We start from the raw sequence: 18,780 nt of genomic DNA, 5'->3' as shown, positions 1-18,780 counted from the left end.
ATTATCGACCGGCTCTGAGGAGAAGGCATGACAGCTGAGCTACTGGTTAATATCACACCGTCTGAAACGCGGGTTGCCTATATTGATGGCGGCATCCTGCAAGAGATCCATATCGAGCGCGAATCCAAGCGCGGCATCGTCGGCAATATTTATAAAGGGCGCGTAAGTCGCGTGTTGCCGGGTATGCAGGCGGCATTCGTCGATATCGGCCTGGACAAAGCGGCCTTCCTGCACGCCTCCGATATCATGCCGCACACCGAATGTGTCGCCGGCGATGAGCAGAAAAATTTCCACGTGCGCGATATTGCCGAGCTGGTGCGCCAGGGGCAGGATTTGATGGTGCAGGTGGTGAAAGATCCGCTAGGCACCAAAGGCGCACGCCTGACCACCGACATCACCCTGCCTTCGCGTTACCTGGTGTTCATGCCGGGGGCGGCGCACGTTGGCGTTTCGCAGCGTATCGAAAGTGAAGCCGAGCGCGATCGCCTGAAAAAAGCCGTCGCCGGTTACTGTGATGAACTGGGTGGTTTTATCATCCGCACCGCGGCGGAAGGCATTGGTGAAGAAGAGCTGTCGCAAGACGCTGCCTTCCTCAAACGCCTGTGGACCAAGGTGATGGAGCGTAAAAAGCGCAACCAGACCAAATACAAGTTGTACGGTGAGCTGGCGCTGGCGCAGCGTATTTTGCGTGACTTCGCCGGTGCGGCGCTGGACAGGATCCGCGTGGACTCGCGTCTGACCCACGATCTGCTGGTGGAATTTACCGGTGAGTACATCCCGGATATTACCGCCAAGCTGGAGTTGTACACCGGCAGTCAGCCGATCTTCGATCTGTATGATGTCGAAAACGAGATCCAGCGCGCGCTGGAGCGTAAGGTTGAGCTGAAGTCCGGCGGTTACCTGATCATCGATCAGACCGAAGCGATGACCACCGTGGATATCAATACCGGCGCCTTTGTCGGCCATCGCAATCTCGACGAAACCATCTTTAATACCAATATCGAAGCGACCCAGGCGATTGCCCGCCAACTGCGGCTGCGCAATCTGGGCGGCATTATCATTATCGACTTTATTGATATGAATAATGACGAACATCGTCGTCGGGTGCTGCATTCGCTGGAGCTGGCGCTGAGTAAAGATCGGGTAAAAACCACGATCAACGGCTTCTCTCAGCTAGGCTTAGTTGAAATGACGCGTAAACGCACGCGTGAAAGCATTGAACATGTGCTGTGCCATGATTGTCCTACTTGTCATGGACGCGGCACCCTGAAAACTGTGGAAACCGTGTGCTACGAAATTTTGCGTGAAATAGTGCGCGTGCACCATGCTTATGATTCAGATCGTTTCCTGGTTTACGCCTCTGCGGCGGTGGGTGAGGCGCTGAAAAGCGAAGAGTCCCATGCGCTGGCCGAAGTGGAAATCTTTGTTGGCAAACAGGTCAAGGTGCAGATCGAACCCTTGTACAGCCAGGAACAGTTTGACGTTGTCATGATGTAGTCCGCCCGTTGGCGGCCAAAGTCCGGTATTGGTGGGGCCCAGCATGCTGGGCCTCCCATGCATAGATATCCCGTTGCCAGGCAGCGGAAGCAAGGAGAACTGCGTGAGGCGACTGCCTGGGATTTTGTTAGCTACAGGCGCCAGTCTGATTGTCATCGTGGCGTTGCTGATCAGCGGGCTGCGTTTGGCGCTGCCTGAACTGAACAACTACCGCCCGCAACTGTTGGCCAAGGTCGAAAGCCTCTCCGGCGTGCCGGTGCAGATCGACTTTATGCAGGGAAGTTGGGAAACCTTCGGCCCGCAGCTGGAAATGCGCAACGTGCGTGCCACGCTGCCCAAAAGCAATCTGCGTATTGAACGCGTTACCCTGGCGCTGGACGTATGGCAGTCGCTGTTGCACTGGCGCTGGCAGTTCCGCGATCTCACCTTCTACCAACTCCAGTTCGATCTCAACACCACTTTGGGTGGCGAAGAGCATAAGGGCAGCACCATCGAGCCGGGTAAAATCAGCGATTTGCTGCTGCATCAGGTCGATCACTTCAACCTGCGTGACAGCCGCCTTTCCTTCCTTACGCCTGCCGGTGCGCGCGCCGAATTCGAGGTTCCACAGCTAACCTGGCTTAACGGGCGCGATCGCCACCGTGCCGAAGGGCAAATTAGCCTGTCGACGCTGAATGGCCAGCATGGTGTGGTACAGCTGCGAATGGACCTGCGTGATAACCAGGGTTTATTGAATGTGGGTACGGTCTATATGCAGGCCGATAATATTGACATGAAGCCCTGGTTCACCCGTTGGTTACGCGCCAATACCGGCCTGGAAAGCGCTGACTTTAGCCTGGCGGCCTGGTTGCAAATACAGAACGGTGAAATTGCCGGCGGCAGTGCGTTGTTAAAGCAGGGCGCGGCCAACTGGAACGTGGGCAAACAACAGCACCGGCTGGACGTGGACAATCTGGCGCTGACGCTCAGCCGCCAGGGGACCGGCTGGCAAGTCGAGGTGCCGCAGCTCAACCTGGCCACCGACGGCCAGGCCTGGCCGCAGGGCAAGCTGTCCGGGCTGTGGCTGCCGGAAAATACCGAGTTTATGGGGCCGGGGCAGACGGAAGAACTACGCGTGCGAGCGACCAACATTCAGCTTGAACGCCTGTCTGCGCTATTGCCGACCTTCTCATTCCTCAGCCCGGACGTGCTGGAGCGCTGGAACGACCTGCAACCGCAAGGCAAGGTCAATGCATTGGCGTTGGATATTCCGTTGAAACAGCCGGAAAAAACCCGTTTCCAGGCCCGTTGGCAGGACGTCAGTTGGCAGCCGTGGAAACTGTTACCGGGGATAAATCATTTCTCTGGCGCGCTGAGTGGCGGTGTAGAAAATGGCCGCCTGCAGCTTGATCTCAACGACAGCACCTTGCCGTACGGTGACATGTTCCGCGCCCCGCTGGAAGTCAGCAGCGCGCGCGGTGCGTTAACCTGGCTGAACAACCCACAGGGCTGGGAGCTGGCGAGTAAAAATCTGGATGTGAAAGCCAAATCGCTGTGGGTGAACGGTGATTTCCGCTACCAGCAGCCGGCCAAAGGGGATCCGTGGCTGAGCATTCTGGCCGGTATCCGCCTGTATGATGCCGCAGACGCCTGGCGTTACTTCCCGGAACCCTTGATGGGCAAGCACCTGGTGGACTACCTCAGCGGTGCCATTCAGGGCGGGCAGGTGGATAACGCCACGCTGCTCTACAACGGTGACCCGCAGCACTTCCCTTACCGTAAACATGAAGGCCAGTTTGAGGTATTTGTCCCGCTGCGCCATTCGACCTTCCAGTTCCAACCGGACTGGCCGGCATTGACCGATCTGGCCATCGATCTCGATTTTGCCAATGAAGGGCTGTGGATGAATGCTCCGCAGACCAAACTGGGTAAAGTCGATGGCAAAAATGTTACCGCCATCATTCCGGACTACCTGAAAGAGCGCCTGTTGGTTGATGCTGACGTGGCGGGTCAGGGTGAGGAAATCCATGACTATTTCGAGCAGACACCTCTGCATGATTCACTGGGTGCTGCACTGGATGAGCTGCAGATTGGCGGGAATGTCAGTGGGCGCTTACATCTCGACATCCCCTTGAACGGCGAGCTGGTGCGCGCCACGGGCGAGGTGGCGCTGAACAACAACTCATTGCTGGTTAAGCCGATCGAAAGTGAGCTGCAAAAGGTCAGCGGCAAGTTCCGCTTCGATAACGGCAACCTGACCAGTGATAGCCTGTCGGCCAACTGGTTCGGGCAGCCGGTTGCGGTGAATTTCAATACGCTGGAAGGTAAAAGTGACTACAAGGTCAATGTGGGTCTGAAGGCTGACTGGCAGCCGGGTAAATTCCCCGGTATTCCGCAGGAAGTCGCCGATGCCCTGAGTGGCAGTGCTCCGTGGCAGGGCCAGGTTGCCATTACCTTGCCGCATAAGGGCAACGCCAGCTATGACATCGGCGTTGATGCGGACCTTAGGAAAGTAAGCAGTCACTTACCTTCTCCACTGGATAAGCCGCCGGGTGAGCCACTGCCGTTGAGTGTAAAAGTGAAAGGTGGCCTGAATGGCTTCATGCTAACCGGTAGCGCCGGCAAGCAGAACCATTTCAACAGCGAATGGACCTTCGCCAAACAGCAGGTGACGCTGGCACGAGCGGCATGGCAAACCGAAGGCGGTGGAACGCCACCTTTACCGGCCGGTAAATCTTTGACGCTAAACCTGCCGCCACTGGACGGTGAAAAGTGGTTGGGGTTAATGGCACCGGCGTTAAAACAAGGCGGTGGCTCGGGCCAGGTGGGCGGCTTCAACTTCCCAACCACCGTAGCGCTGAAAACACCGCAGCTGCTGTTGGGCGGTCAGGCCTGGCACAAGCTGACGTTGTCGGCCGAGAAACAGCTCGGCGGCACCCTGGTCAGCGCCAAGGGCGATGAAGTCGACGGCAGTCTGCGGGTGACGGATCGTGGGCCGTGGCGTGCCGATATCAATTATCTTTATTACAATCCGCAGTTTAGCGATAGCAAGGGGACGGCGACGGCGGCGACCAACCCGCTGGCCGCGGCAGAAAAGGTTTCTTTCCGTGACTGGCCGTCGTTGATGCTGCGCTGCAAGTCGTGCTGGATGATGGGGCAAAACCTCGGCAAGGTGGAGGCGGATCTGGCCAATCAGGGTGATACCCTGACCCTGGAGCATGGCTTGGTCGATACCGGCAAAGGGCGCATGACCGCCAGCGGCCTGTGGAAGCAGAACGCCCAGGAAGAACGCAGCTCGCTGAAAGGCAAACTGCTGGGTGGCAAGATTGACGAAACCGCCGCTTTCTTCGGCATCACCACGCCGCTGAAAGGCGCGCCTTATGACATTGATTTTGATCTGTACTGGCGTGGCACGCCGTGGAAACCGCAGATGAGTACCCTCAGCGGTGCGATGAAGGTCAATATGGGCAAGGGTGAGATCGACAGCATGGGCGGTGGACGTGCCGGCCAGCTGTTGCGTTTGGTCAGTGTCGACTCCCTGTTGCGTAAGTTGCAGTTCGATTTCAGTGATACCTTCGGCAAAGGTTTCTACTTTGACTCCATCCGCAGCACCGCGTGGCTGAAAGATGGCATAATGCATACCGATAACCTGTTGGTTGACGGGCTGGCGGCGGATATCGCCATGAACGGACAGGTCGATTTAGCGCGCCGCCGGATTGATATGGAAGCAGTGGTCGCACCGGCCATTTCGACCACTGTCGGTGTGGCGACGGCATTCGTGATTAACCCGATTGTCGGCGCGGCGGTGTTTGCTGCCTCGCAGGTGTTGGGGCCGCTGTGGAGTAAGATCTCGCTGATTCGTTACCACATCAGCGGTGATTTGGACCAGCCGAAGGTCAACGAGGTCCTGCGTAAGCCAAAGGAGGATAAGGCGTCATGAGAAATGCTAACGTTGCGTTGTTACAGTTGTGCAGTGGCGATCGGGTGCGTGATAACCTGGCCCAGATTGAACAGCAGATTAAGCAGCTCAATACCGGGGTAAAACTGGTGATGACGCCGGAGAACGCGCTGCTGTTCGCCAATTCTGCGGCTTATCGTGAACATGCTGAACGCCAGGGCGACGGGCCGCTGCAGAATGCGGTGCGCGAGATGGCACGGCGTTATGGTGTCTGGCTGCTAGTGGGGTCGATGCCGTTGGTCAGCCGTGAAAATCCTGCGCTGATCACCACCAGCAGCCTGCTGTTCGACGACCAGGGCGAGATCCGCGCGCGCTATGACAAGCTGCACATGTTCGACGTGGACATTAACGACTCTCACGGCCATTATCGGGAGTCGGATACCTATCAGCATGGCCAAGAGCTCCAGGTAGTGGATACCCCGGTCGGGCGGCTTGGCATGACAATCTGCTACGATCTGCGCTTCCCGGCGCTGTTCCAGGCGTTACGGGCACAGGGCGCTGAACTGATTTCCGTACCGGCGGCCTTTACTCGTGTGACCGGTGAGGCACACTGGGAAATTTTGCTGCGCGCCAGAGCGATAGAAAACCAGTGTGTGATCCTGGCGCCGGCACAGGTTGGCAGCCATGGCCCGACTCGTCGCACCTGGGGCCATTCGCTGGCGGTGGATGCCTGGGGCAAGGTATTGGCTGAAAACCCCGATGCGGTATCGGCGTTGAAAGTTCGGGTCGATATAACCGGCCTCAAAACCATTCGCGAGCAGATGCCGGTATTGCAACACAACCGATTCCAGACGTCGCTGACGGCGCCGTTTGACAACAAATTCTCCATTAAAGAGTGAAAAAATTATGAGCCTGACGTTTGTCAGTGAGCAGTTACTTGCTGCCAATAAGCTGAGCCACCAGGATCTGTTTTCCGTCCTGGGGCAACTGGCCGAACGCCGCCTCGATTACGCCGATCTCTATTTCCAGTCGAGCTACCACGAAGCCTGGGTGATTGAAGACGGTATCATCAAGGATGGCTCTTACAATATCGACCAAGGGGTTGGAGTACGCGCCGTGAGCGGCGAGAAAACCGGCTTCGCCTATGCCGATCAAATCACCCTGAACGCCTTGCAGCAAAGTGCCCATGCCGCGCGCAGCATAGTGCGTGACAGCGGTAATGGTCAGGTGCATACCTTGGGTGAAATCAGCCATAAGGCGCTGTATCCCCTGCTCGATCCGCTGCAAAGCCTGCCGCGGGAAGAGAAAATCGCCCTGTTGCACCGCATTGACAAGGTAGCCCGCGCGGCCGATAAGCGGGTGCAGGAAGTTAGCGCCAGTATCACCGGCGTGTATGAACAAATTCTGGTGGCGGCCACCGACGGTACTCTGGCTGCGGACGTTCGCCCATTAGTGCGCTTGTCTGTCAGCGTACTGGTGGAGCAAGACGGCAAGCGTGAACGCGGTTCCAGCGGCGGCGGTGGCCGTTTCGGCTATGACTATTTCCTGGAAATCGCCGATGGCGAAGTCCGTGCCGACGCCTACGCCAAAGAAGCGGTGCGCATGGCATTGATTAACCTTTCTGCCGTTGCAGCCCCAGCCGGTAATATGCCGGTGGTGCTGGGCGCAGGCTGGCCGGGCGTCCTGCTGCATGAAGCGGTGGGCCATGGTCTGGAAGGCGACTTTAACCGTCGCGGTACTTCGGTCTTCAGCGGCCAGATGGGCCAGTTGGTGGCTTCCGAGCTTTGTACGGTGGTGGATGACGGCACTTTGCAGGGGTTACGAGGTTCACTGGCGATCGACGACGAAGGCGTGCCGGGCCAGTACAACATGTTGATTGAGAACGGTATCCTGAAAGGTTATATGCAGGACAAACTCAATGCGCGTCTGATGGGCGTTGCGCCGACCGGTAACGGCCGCCGTGAGTCCTATGCGCATCTGCCGATGCCGCGCATGACCAACACCTACATGCTGGCGGGCAAGTCTACGCCGGAAGAGATCATCGCCAGCGTTGAATACGGCCTGTACGCGCCGAACTTTGGTGGTGGCCAGGTGGATATCACCTCAGGCAAGTTTGTGTTTTCCACCACCGAAGCCTACCTGATCGAAAAAGGCCGCATCACCAAGCCGGTGAAGGGTGCCACGCTGATCGGCTCCGGTATTGAGGCAATGCAGCAGATTTCGATGGTGGGCAACGATCTGGCGCTGGATAAAGGCGTCGGCGTTTGCGGTAAAGAGGGGCAAAGCCTGCCGGTGGGGGTTGGTCAACCGACCCTGAAACTGGACACCCTGACCGTCGGTGGTACCGCGTAATACTTTCCAGGGGCCGGTTCACGGCCCCTATCAGTTTCTGTTTTGCGGCGCTCATCGCATTAGCAGCAATTTTTGGGTTTAGCTGAAATAAAGAGCGATCCACTGTTTTTTCCTTTTCGTGCGAATCAATGAATTATATTTAACTATTACAGGTGATTTTCTGCGGTTTGGCTTAGGTATTTTCTCTACCAATCGGCCTGAACTACCTCATTGGCTAATGATTCAACCTTGTTACATTCCCCGTCCTGTCGTTAAAATGCTGAAAAAACACACGGATGGTCTTCTGAATGGATTCAGTTACTCAACGGCTTTCGGCTGCTTTGCTGTGCATTTTCTTTTCTTCCGCCACCGGCGCTAACCTGCTTAGCCCGGCGGACCGCGACACGATCCAACAACAGCAGCGCGAATTACTGGAACAAAACCAGCAGCAGCGACAGGAATTGCAACGCAGCCTGACGCCGACCTTGCCAGCAACCCCGGCACCCAGCGCCAACGCGGGCGGTCCTTGTTTCACCATCACCCAAATTCAACTGGAAGGCGCCGAGCATCTGCCTGCCAGCGCGCAACGTAAACTCACCCAGAATTACCTACAGCAATGCCTGAATCTGGGGCAAATCCAAACGCTGGTGCAGCAGATCTCTGACTGGTATATCAGCCGTGGCTATATCACCAGCCGCGCATTTCTGACCGAGCAGGATCTGTCGCGTGGCGAACTGCGGTTACTGGTGCTGGAAGGCAAGCTGGAGAAAATTCAGTTGGAAAAGCAGGACGATCGGATGCTGAAAATGGCCTTCCCGGGCCTGCAGGGCAAGATCCTTAACCTGCGTGATATCGAGCAGGGCATGGAGCAGATTAACCGCCTGCGTCAGCAACCGGTGCAGATAGAAATCCTGCCCGGCAGCCAACCGGGTTACTCATTGGTCAATCTGAGCGCCAAACCCGAATTTCCGCTGATGCTGGGGCTGGGTTTCGACAACAGCGGGCAAAAAAGCACCGGGAGCGGGCAGATCAACGGATCCTTGACCGGCAATAACCTGCTCGGGTTGGCGGACCAATGGTTTGTCGCCGGCGCCCGCAGCAGTGATTTTGCCAACGATCACAACGCACGCAGCGTACAAACCGGTGTCAGCCTGCCCTACGGCTACTGGACGCTGGATTACAACTATTCCTACAGCGATTACCTGACCACGCTCAATAACCAGGGTTTTGACTGGCGATCCAGCGGTGACAGCCAGACCCATCGTTTGGGCGTTTCGCGGGTGCTGTTCCGTGACGGCGAAATGAAAACCGGCCTGTCGCTGGGGCTGACGCACCGCATCAATCGCAATTACCTCAATGATACCCGGCTGGAAAGCAGCAGCCGCAAGCTGACCAGCGTGACGTTGGGAGTCAGCCATAGCCAGAAATTGCTCGGGGGTTTCGCTACCCTGAACCCGGCCTACAGCCGTGGTGTCCCCTGGCTGGGCGCAGAAAATGACAGCGGAAAAATCAAGGAAGCGCCCCGGGCCGAGTTTCACAAGCTTTCGCTTTCCGGCAGCTACTATCTGCCGCTGGCGCAAGATTGGACCTATCTCACCAGTCTTTACAGCCAGTGGAGTAACCATCGTTTGTACGGCAGCGAACGCCTGACGATAGGTGGCGAAAGCTCTGTGCGTGGCTTCAAGGAACAATACCTTTCTGGTGACAAGGGCGGTTACTGGCGTAACGAGGTCAATCGCACGCTGGTGACATTGCCGTACCTCGGCAGCATCAACGCCCTGGCGGCGCTCGATGGTGGCTATTTACAGCGTGACAAGCTGGATGCTAACGCCTCCGGCACGCTGTGGGGCGGCGCAGTGGGGCTGGGCAGCCGCGGGCGCTATTTCGGCAGCCAACTGACCGTCGGCTGGCCGCTGGCTTATCCCGACTGGTTGAAGCCGGATCGGGTTTCGGTTTACTACCGGGTGAATATCGTACTTTAACGCTACTGTACAGGAAGGTTTCAAGGATGAAGCGTAAACAGAATCAACCGCTTAATACCCCTCAGCGTCTGCTGAGCTACACCCTGTGCATGTTACTGGCCGGGCAGCCGCTGCTGCCGGCGCTGGCCGAAGGCGTTAACGTGGCCGAAGGTAATACCCGTGTCGATCAGGCCGCCAACGGCGTGCCGGTGGTCAACATTGCCACGCCGAATCAGGCCGGTATTTCCCATAACAAATACAACGATTTCAACGTCGGCAAAGAGGGCGTGATCCTCAACAACGCCACCGGTCAGCTCAACCAGAGCCAGCTTGGCGGCCTGATCCAGAACAACCCCAACCTGCAGGCCGGCAAGGAAGCGCAGGGCATTATCAACGAGGTGGTGGCGCCGAACCCTTCACGGCTTCAGGGCTACCTGGAGGTGGCAGGTAAGCAGGCCAGCGTGATGGTCGCCAACCCCTATGGCATCACCTGCGACGGCTGCGGCTTTATCAACACCCCTAACGCGACGCTGACCACCGGCAAACCGGTGCTGGGTGCCGACGGCAAGCTGCAGGCGCTGGAAGTCACCCAAGGGGCGATCACCATTCAGGGCAAGGGGCTGGACGCCAGCAAGAGCGACAAATTCGCCCTGATCGCCCGCGCTACCGAGATTAACGCTCAACTGTATGCCAAAGATCTCAACATCACGCTCGGGGCTAACCGGGTGGACGCTACCGGCAAGGCCACGGCGATCGCCGGTAATGGCGACGTGCCCAAGGTGGCCATCGACACCGGCGCCCTTGGCGGTATGTACGCCAACCGCATTCATTTGGTGTCCAGTGAAAAAGGGGTCGGAGTCAACCTCGGCAACCTCACCGCGCGTGAAGGCGATATTCAGCTGGATGCCAATGGCCAACTGCGACTGAATAAAACCCTGGCGCAGGGCGGCCTGAATGCCACTGCGGCGGGAATAACGCTCAGCGGCAACCACAAGGCCGGGCAGGCGCTTACCCTGAATAGCCGTGGCGATATTGCCATGAGTCAGGCCACGCTGAGCGCCAAAGGGGATATGCAACTGACTGCCGCAGGCAAACTGCAGGCGGGCAAAGCCGATACGGACGGCCGCCTGCAAGTGGATGCTGCCAGCCTGAGCAGCGATAAAAACAGCAGCCTGACGGCCGAAGGTGATATCCACCTGACGCTCAGCGGCGACGGCAACTGGCAGGGCACCCTGACCGCTGGACGCGATCTGCAGTTGCAGGCCAATCATCTGACCAACGCTGGCCAGCTGGCTGCCAATCGCGACAGCCGTGTTAAGACACAGAACCTGACCAACAGCGGCCTGATCCAGGCTCAGGGCACGCAGAACCTGACCAGCAACCAACTCGCTAACTTTGGGCAGTTGCAAGCGGGGGGAATGCAGACCATCACCGCCAACGGTGTCGACAATAAGGGGGCGATCGGTTCCCAACAACAACTCGAACTGCGGGTACGCGACAGGTTTAATGTCGCGGGCTCACTGCTTGCCGATGGCCCATTGACGGTACAGGCGGGTGAATTTTTACTGGCCGGAAGCGCCAGCGGCAAGCAGGGTGTCACCCTTGATCGCACCGGCTCTCTGAAAACCGAGCTGGGCTCATCGCTGCTGAGCGACGGCAATATCACCCTCAACGCCGATGATGTACGGCTCGGCGGGCTGCTTTCCAGTGAACTCGGCCTGACGATAGAGACAAAAAAACTGCTGTCTACCGCCGGCGCCCGCACCCAGTCCAAACAGGACATGAAGCTCAAGGTTGCGCAAGACGCGCAGCTGGCCGGCGTGTTCAACACGCTGGAGGATTTGAAGTTTTCTGCCGCCACGGCGGATAACAGCGGCGAAATAGACGCGCGCAATATTGACTGGGGCGGAGACTCGCTGAAGCAGCGCGGACACCTGAAGGCCACTGAGAACGCCACGCTGAAGGTAAAACAGCTCGATCAGCAGGGGGATCTGCTGGCCGACCAGCGGCTGGAGCTACGCGGCGATAACCTGGTGAACAGTGGGCTGATGGGTGCCCAGACGCTGGATCTGGTGTTAAGCGAATCGCTGAACAACACCGGCAACCTGCACGGTGTACAAAAGCTGGCGTTGCAGTTGGCTAAGGATTTGACCAACGCTACTGGGGGCAAGCTGCTCAGCGAAGGCGAATTAACGGCCCAGGCGGCGACGGTTAATAACAGCGGATTATGGCAGGGGGATCGTATCACGCTGACTGCGCGGCAGTTGGATCATAAAGGTACGCTGCAGGCGGCTAAGGGGATCAAACTGGATCTGAGCGGCGATCTTGATGCCGATCTCGGCAGCAAGATTTTCTCCAATGGCAAAGCGAACCTGACGGCGCTGACCTTGAACAACCAGGGTCATATACAGGCAGAAGAATTGAAGTTAAGCGCTGCAGACCTGACCAACAGCGGCAGGCTGCAGGGGCAAAAAAGCCTCGAGGCCAAGCTAAGCGGCATATTCAATAACCTGGCCGGCGGCAATGTGCGCAGTCTGGGGACGTTGCAGCTTGAGGCTAAAGAGCTCAATAACGCCGGGGATCTGCAGGGTGATGGCAGCAGCGCGCTGCAGTTGGATCTTCAGTTGATCAACTCAGGTAACCTGATGGCAGGTGGTGCGCTGAGTCTGCAAGCACCGACGCTGAACAACAGCGGCTTGCTGCAGGCCGACAGCCTGACGTTCACCGGCACGACGTTGGATAACAGCGGCACATTGAGCATCTCCGGCGATAACCAGCTCACGCTGGATACTCTGAATAATAAAGGGACGTTGCAGGGCGGTAATTTAAAACTGAAGGCGGACAGCCTGGATAACACCGGCACGCTGCTGGCGACAAGCCAGATGAGCCTCAAAGCGCGGCAGATTGATAACCAGAACAGCGGCAAGCTATTGAGTGGCGGCGATATTTCACTGGCCAGCACCCTGTTGAATCAGTACGGCCAATTGGTGGCGCTGGGCAACATGACGTTGACGCTGAAAGACGCCTTCACCCAGAGCGGCACCCTGGCGGTGGGCAAAGCGCTGGTTCTGACCAGCGACGGCGATATTCTGCTGCAGGGCGCCACTCAGGGCCAGAGTGTGGATGTTCGCAGCGGCGGTCAGTTGAGCAACGCCGGTTCATTGCGTGGCGGCAGCGGAGAAATGCGCCTCGAAGCCGCCGGGATAACTCAAAACGCCGCCGCCAGCCTGCAGTCGGGCGGATTGGTGCAGCTGTTGAGCCGTGGCGACATCAGCAACAACGGTTTTATCGGCACCGCCGGTACTCTGCTGTTGAGTGCCGCCAACTCATTACTCAACAGCGGCATGCTGTACGCCGGCGTCGATATGAAGTTGCTGGCTGATCGTATCACCAACCAGCGTGGCGACATTCTGGCAGCCAACAAACTGTGGATGCAGAAAGACGCCGACGGTAATACCAACAGCCAGATCGTCAACACCTCGGGCACCATCGAGACCGAAACCGGCGATATTCAGATCAAAACCGCGCATCTGCTTAATCAGCGTGATGGGCTGAAAACCTCGGTTACGCAGGAAGATCTGACCAAAAAATACGACTGGCTGAACGGGGCCACGGCCAGCATTCCGCTGAGCTTCTTTAACGATGACGAGTACGGTTATTACACCGTGGAGACCATGCGTCAAATGGCGGGGGATGCTGCGCGTGAAGTGTACAAGACCTATACCTACGCCTCGCCGTATGCCACCACAAAAGAGCTGGCATTGTCGACCAGCAAGGTGACGGTCAGCAGCTCGGGCGGCGCGGCGCGCATTGCCGCCGGCCGCAATATGACGTTGAATGCCACGACGCTGGATAATCTGGCCAGCGATATTTTGGCCGATGGGGATATTGCGCTCACCGGCAGCACGCTGAACAACCAGTCATGGGCTGCGGGTACAGAAACACGTTATCAAACCTATACCTATCAAAAACCGCCGTTGCCGGGCTCGGATAATACGCCGAAGGTGTCCGCGGTCTCTGCAATCAATAATTACGCCAAAGGGAAAATCGACGACAAAAATATCCACTATAAAGCCAGCGGAGACGTGCGCACTGAACGCACCGACGACGGTGTCTATCGTTCAGTGATCCAGGCTGGCGGTGCAGTCAACGCCAAGTTTACCGACGATATCAGCAATACCGCTGTGACCCCGAACGCCGGTAGCCTCAGCCACACTCTGGCGCGGCCGACGCTGGATAGCCTGCAACAGCCGGAAGCCGTCAATGCGGTAGAACAACAAGCCCTGGCGAAGGATCAAAGCGTAGTGTTTGGTTCGCCGGAGTGGAAAGACAATCTGGCGGATTACCCGTTGCCAACCGGTGGCAACGGTCGTTTTGTCGTGACCGAAGACCCGAACAGCCCCTATCTGATCACCACCAATCCCAAACTGGACGGCCTGGGCCAGTTGGACAACAGCCTGTTCAACGATCTCTACGCCATGCTGGGCCAACAGCCGGGTGCGGCCCCGCGTGAAAGCGACAGCCGTTTCACCAACGAGAAGCAGTTTATCGGCTCGGCCTATTTCCTCGACCGCTTAAAGTTAAACCCAGATTACGACTACCGTTTCCTGGGCGATGCGGCGTTCGATACCCGTTACATCAGCAACGCGATGCTCAGCCAGACCGGTCAGCGCTATCTTAACGGCGTCGGATCAGAACTGGCGCAGATGCAGCAGTTAATCGACAACGCGGCACGGGTGCAGAGCGGTCTGAAGTTGCAGTTTGGCATCGGCCTGACACCGGCACAGGTTTCACAGCTGGAGCACAGCATCGTCTGGTGGGAGAAGGTGACGGTCAACGGCCAGACGGTGCTGGCACCAAAACTGTACTTGGCCAAAGCTGACGTCGCCCCACTGAGCGGCAGCGTGATTGCGGGCAACAAGGTTAACCTGAACGGTGGCAACATCCGTAACGACGCCAGCACGCTGCAGGGCGGTGAGCGGCTGAACGTCAACAGCCAGGCAGGCATCAGCAATCTTAATCAGGGGATGATCAACGCTAACGATGGGCTGAGTTTGAACGCTATTGGGGATATCAGCAATATCGGCTCGACCATCAGTGGGCAGCGGGTGGCGCTTGCAAGCCAGGACGGCAGCATTATCAATAAAACCCAGGCCCGCCAGTGGGATGCCACCGGTACCCTGGGTGGCCAATCGCTGACGCTGTCGCGTACCGAAATCGGTGATACCGCCGTGATCCGCGCCGGAGATACATTGAATATGCAGGCCGGTAACAATATCGATGTTACCGGGGCGCAGGTTACTTCTGGTGGTGCAATGGATCTGCGGGCGGGTGGCGACATCAACCTGCTTACCAATAACACTTCTCGCGTCGATAAGTCAGACGGCGGCCGCTGGGGCGGTGGGCTAAAAGAAAATGAAACCCATGGCAGCCTGGCCACTGAAATCAGTGCGGGTGGGGCGCTAAACGTCAACGCCGGGCAGGATCTGAACCTGGTTGCCAGCCAAATCGGCAGCAAGGGTGATGCGGCATTAACAGCCGGACGTGACATCAATCTGCAAACCGCCGAACAGGGGAGCCGTCAGAAAACCGACGGTAGCGAACACATCAGCAGCGGTGCGACGCGCAGCACCCTCACCAGCGGTGGGGAGCTGCAGTTGCAGGCCGGTCGCGATTTGAATTCGCAGGCGGCGGCGCTGGTGGCGGATAACGACGTTGAACTCCGCGCCGGGCGTGACGTTAACCTCAATACTCAACAAAGCCGGGAATATCAGGAAAGCCACGGCGGTCGCCAACAGCGAGTAAACGAGTCCATACGCCAGCAGGGCACTGAAATCGCCAGCGGTGGCGACACGCGCATTCAGGCCGGAAGGGACGCGACCCTTAACGCCACCCAGGCCCAGGCCAGCGGTGACGTGGCGGTGAGCGCCGGGCGTGATATCGCGCTGAACAGCGCCACCGAAAGCGACTATAGCTTCTTTGAAGAGACCAAGGTCAAAAAAGGCCTGATGTCCAAAACCACCACCCATACGGTGGAAGAGGATTACGCCACCCACGAGAAAGGCGGGCTACTGAGCGGGAACAATGTCTCACTCAATGCCGGTAACGATCTCAAGGTGCAAGGCTCGACGGTGGTCGGCGACGGCAAGGTAAACCTGCAGGCAGGCAATAACGTCGACATTGTGGCAGCCACCGAGGAGCAATCCCGTTATCGGCTGAACGAGAAAAAAACCAGCGGCATGTTCAGCGGCGGTGGCATCGGCGTGACCTTCGGCAGCAAATCTTCCCGTCATCAGTTGAACGAAGACGGCACCACCCAAAGCCAGAGCGTCAGCACCATTGGCTCTACCGGTGGCGACGTGAATATCGTGGCCGGTGCCAAGGCGCATATCGGCGGCGCGGACGTGATTGCGGATAAGAACCTGTCGGTGACGGGAGATAGCGTACAAATCGATCCGGGTCAGGATATCCGTCGTCGTGATGAAACCTTTGAACAGAAACAAAGTGGTCTGAGCCTCGCCTTGTCCGGCACGGTTGGTAGCGCCATCAACACGGCGGTAACGACGGCCCAGCAGGCGAAGCAGGAGACTAATGGTCGGCTGGCAGCATTGCAGGGCACCAAAGCAGCCTTATCTGGCGTGCAGGCCGTTCAGGCAGGGCAACTGGCACAAGTCGGCAATACCGATACCGAAGAAGGCAGCATGGTAGGTATCAGTGTCTCGCTGGGGGCACAGAAATCGTCGTCGAAACAGCATCAGGAGCAAACCTCAGTTACTGGCTCGACGCTCAACGCCGGTAATAACTTGCAGGTGACGGCCACCGGCAAGGGTAACTCGGCCGACAGTGGCGATATTGCCGTAGTGGGCAGCCAGCTCAAAGCAGGGGGCGGCACCACCCTGAGTGCCGAGCGGGATGTGTTGCTGCTGGGCGCAGCCAATACGCAGAAGACCGAGGGCAGCAACAAGAGCAGCGGCGGCAATATCGGCGTCAGTATTGGCGTAGGGCAACAGACCGGATTGAGCGTGTTCGCCAATGCCAACAAGAGCCAGGGCAGCGAGCATGGCGATGGCACGTTTTGGAGTGAAACGACGATAGACAGTGGCGGCAAACTGTCGCTGCATAGCGGTCGGGATACCCTGTTGTCGGGTGCGCAGGCCAGTGGCGAAACGGTGAAGGTGGATGCCGGGCGTAACCTGACGTTGCAAAGCCAGCAGGATAGCGATAATTACGACGCCAAACAGACCAGCGTCAGTGGTGGCGTCAGCGTGGCCATCATCGGTGCCGGTGGCTCCGCCAGCCTGAGCATGAGTCGTGACAAACTGCACAGTAATTATGACAGCGTGCAGGAGCAAACCGGTCTGTTTGCCGGCAAGGGCGGCTATGATGTTAAGGTGGGCGAGCATACGCAGTTAGATGGCGCGGTGATTGCCAGCACGGCTACGGCGGATAAAAACCGCCTTGATACCGGCACCTTGGGCTTCAGTGATATCCATAATCAGGCGGATTTCAAGGCCGAGCATCAGGGGGGCAGCATCAGCAGCGGTGGCCCGGTAGGGGCCGACTTGCTAACCAATCTGGCGGGCGCAGCCCTGTCCGGCGCTGGTAATAAAGGGCATGCAGAAGGCACCACGCAGGCGGCAGTGTCGGGCGGTAGCGTGGTCATTCGGGACCAGGCCAACCAGCAGCAGGACGTTAATCAACTCAGTCGCGATACCGATAACGCCAACGGCAGTATCGGACAGATATTCGACAAGGAGAAAGAGCAGAACCGGCTGAAGCAGGCGCAGCTGATTGGTGAGATCGCCGGACAGACGATGGATGTTATCCGCACCCAGGGTGATATTAATGGGCTGAAGGCGGCGAAGGATAAGCATCCGGGGCTGGACGCGAAAGCGTTGCGTAAAACGCCGGAATATCAAGCCGAGATGAAGGAATACGGTACCGGCAGCGATATACAAAGAGCCGCACAGGCGGTGACGGGGGCGCTGCAGGCGCTGGCGGGGAACAATCTTGCCGGTGCACTGGCGAGCGGCGCGGCACCGTATCTGGCGAGAGAGATCAAAGCGCGTATCGGTGATGACAACGTGGCCGCCAACGCGATGGCGCATGCGGTGCTGGGTGCGATAACCGCGCAGTTGAACAACCAGTCGGCGGTAGCGGGTGCGGTAGGGGCCGGTGGTGGCGAGCTGGTAGCGCGGGTGATACTGAGTGAGATGTTCCAGGGCCGTAAAATCTCGGACCTGACAGAAAGCGAGAAACAGCAGGTCAGTGCGCTGAGCCAGCTGGCCGCAGGGCTGGCGGGAGGTCTCGTCTCAGACAGCAGCGCAGGTGTGGTGACAGGTTCGCAAGCCGCTAAGAATGCGGTTGAGAATAACTTGTTGGGCGGGAATGAGGAAACTCAGACCAAGTTCGTGCAGGAACACGGCAAGAATATTGCGTCTTGCAGCACTGACTCAAGTTCAGCATCCTGCCAGAAAGGTTTGGCGATGAACGATGCGCTGATGGTTGCTTTGCCAGCCGGGCTTGGTGGTGGCGTTCTGGCCGCTGCGACACCGGAGCTAGCGGCAGCAGCCAAGGCGGCGATACAGACCTGTGCGGGTAATGTAGTGCTGTGCCTTAATAATGCTGGTATCCAGATGTCGGAAGCCATCGTGCCGGGTGGTGTAGGTGCCGGTGGTGCGGTGGGTATCGGTAAGACAGCGGCAGAGGCGACGGCGGCTAAGGCTGAAGCTGTGGCGGCCAATACCGCGAAGGAAGTCTGGAAAGGCTCGATCGTTCAGTCAAGGGTCAACCTCAGAAATGGTGATGGCTCGACAGCCTCAGGGCTTGAATACTCCTGGAAGAAACATGGTGGTGAATGGGGAGCTAATAAATCACACTTCACAATGACGAAGGATGAACTGAAGACTGTCTTGCAGTCAGATACTGTTGTGAAGACACCGGTGCAATACTCACCATCTACTGGTAACTATATTCGTACTGTGGATATGGGGAAAAATATTGGTGTTGATGCAATGAACAACAGTATGCCAACGTCAATTATGACGGTCATCACTGATAAGAAAGGTAATTTGGTCAATACGTTCCCGGGTAAGACGGTGGTGAGGTAACTAT

At 57.7% G+C, this 18,780-nt stretch carries 6 protein-coding genes; all 6 read left to right on the top strand.

From position 1 onward, the window contains the following. Window positions 1–27: 27 nt before the first annotated feature. A complete protein-coding gene (gene rng / locus ACNT1W_RS23990) occupies window positions 28–1,497 on the top strand; it encodes a ribonuclease G (RefSeq protein WP_012147102.1) in 1,470 nt (489 codons plus the stop codon). 103 nt (window positions 1,498–1,600) lie between these two features. Beyond that, complete coding sequence (yhdP, locus tag ACNT1W_RS23985) at window positions 1,601–5,416, top strand: AsmA2 domain-containing protein YhdP (protein WP_419246248.1); 3,816 nt, start codon at window positions 1,601–1,603, stop codon at window positions 5,414–5,416. After that, window positions 5,413–6,273, top strand: coding sequence for a deaminated glutathione amidase (nit1, locus tag ACNT1W_RS23980; RefSeq protein ID WP_012147100.1), 861 nt, complete (start codon window positions 5,413–5,415; stop codon window positions 6,271–6,273). The genes yhdP and nit1 overlap by 4 nt, the downstream gene beginning before the upstream one ends. Window positions 6,274–6,280: 7 nt before the next feature. Continuing rightward, complete coding sequence (tldD, locus tag ACNT1W_RS23975) at window positions 6,281–7,726, top strand: metalloprotease TldD (RefSeq protein WP_012147099.1); 1,446 nt, start codon at window positions 6,281–6,283, stop codon at window positions 7,724–7,726. Window positions 7,727–8,013: 287 nt separating this feature from the next. Further along, the gene (locus ACNT1W_RS23970) at window positions 8,014–9,687 is read left to right on the top strand and encodes a ShlB/FhaC/HecB family hemolysin secretion/activation protein (RefSeq protein ID WP_419246247.1); all 1,674 of its coding nucleotides are present in this window, start codon (window positions 8,014–8,016) and stop codon (window positions 9,685–9,687) included. A 26-nt stretch (window positions 9,688–9,713) separates the two neighbouring features. Then, the gene (locus ACNT1W_RS23965) at window positions 9,714–18,776 is read left to right on the top strand and encodes a hemagglutinin repeat-containing protein (protein WP_419246246.1); all 9,063 of its coding nucleotides are present in this window, start codon (window positions 9,714–9,716) and stop codon (window positions 18,774–18,776) included. Window positions 18,777–18,780 lie beyond the last annotated feature (4 nt).

It is taken from the genome of Serratia sp. NFX21, from assembly GCF_048517035.1.
GTDB lineage: Bacteria > Pseudomonadota > Gammaproteobacteria > Enterobacterales > Enterobacteriaceae > Serratia > Serratia quinivorans.
Note: the sequence above shows the minus strand (reverse complement) of the source record. Positions and strands in the feature narration are given on the sequence as shown.

Bases quoted from the DNA above. Each gene is read 5' to 3' on its own strand.
- rng (WP_012147102.1), top strand. From the start codon at position 28: ATGACAGCTGAGCTACTGGTTAATATCACACCGTCTGAAACGCGGGTT.
- nit1 (WP_012147100.1), top strand. From the start codon at position 5,413: ATGAGAAATGCTAACGTTGCGTTGTTACAGTTGTGCAGTGGCGATCGG.
- tldD (WP_012147099.1), top strand. From the start codon at position 6,281: ATGAGCCTGACGTTTGTCAGTGAGCAGTTACTTGCTGCCAATAAGCTG.
- ACNT1W_RS23970 (WP_419246247.1), top strand. From the start codon at position 8,014: ATGGATTCAGTTACTCAACGGCTTTCGGCTGCTTTGCTGTGCATTTTC.
- ACNT1W_RS23965 (WP_419246246.1), top strand. From the start codon at position 9,714: ATGAAGCGTAAACAGAATCAACCGCTTAATACCCCTCAGCGTCTGCTG.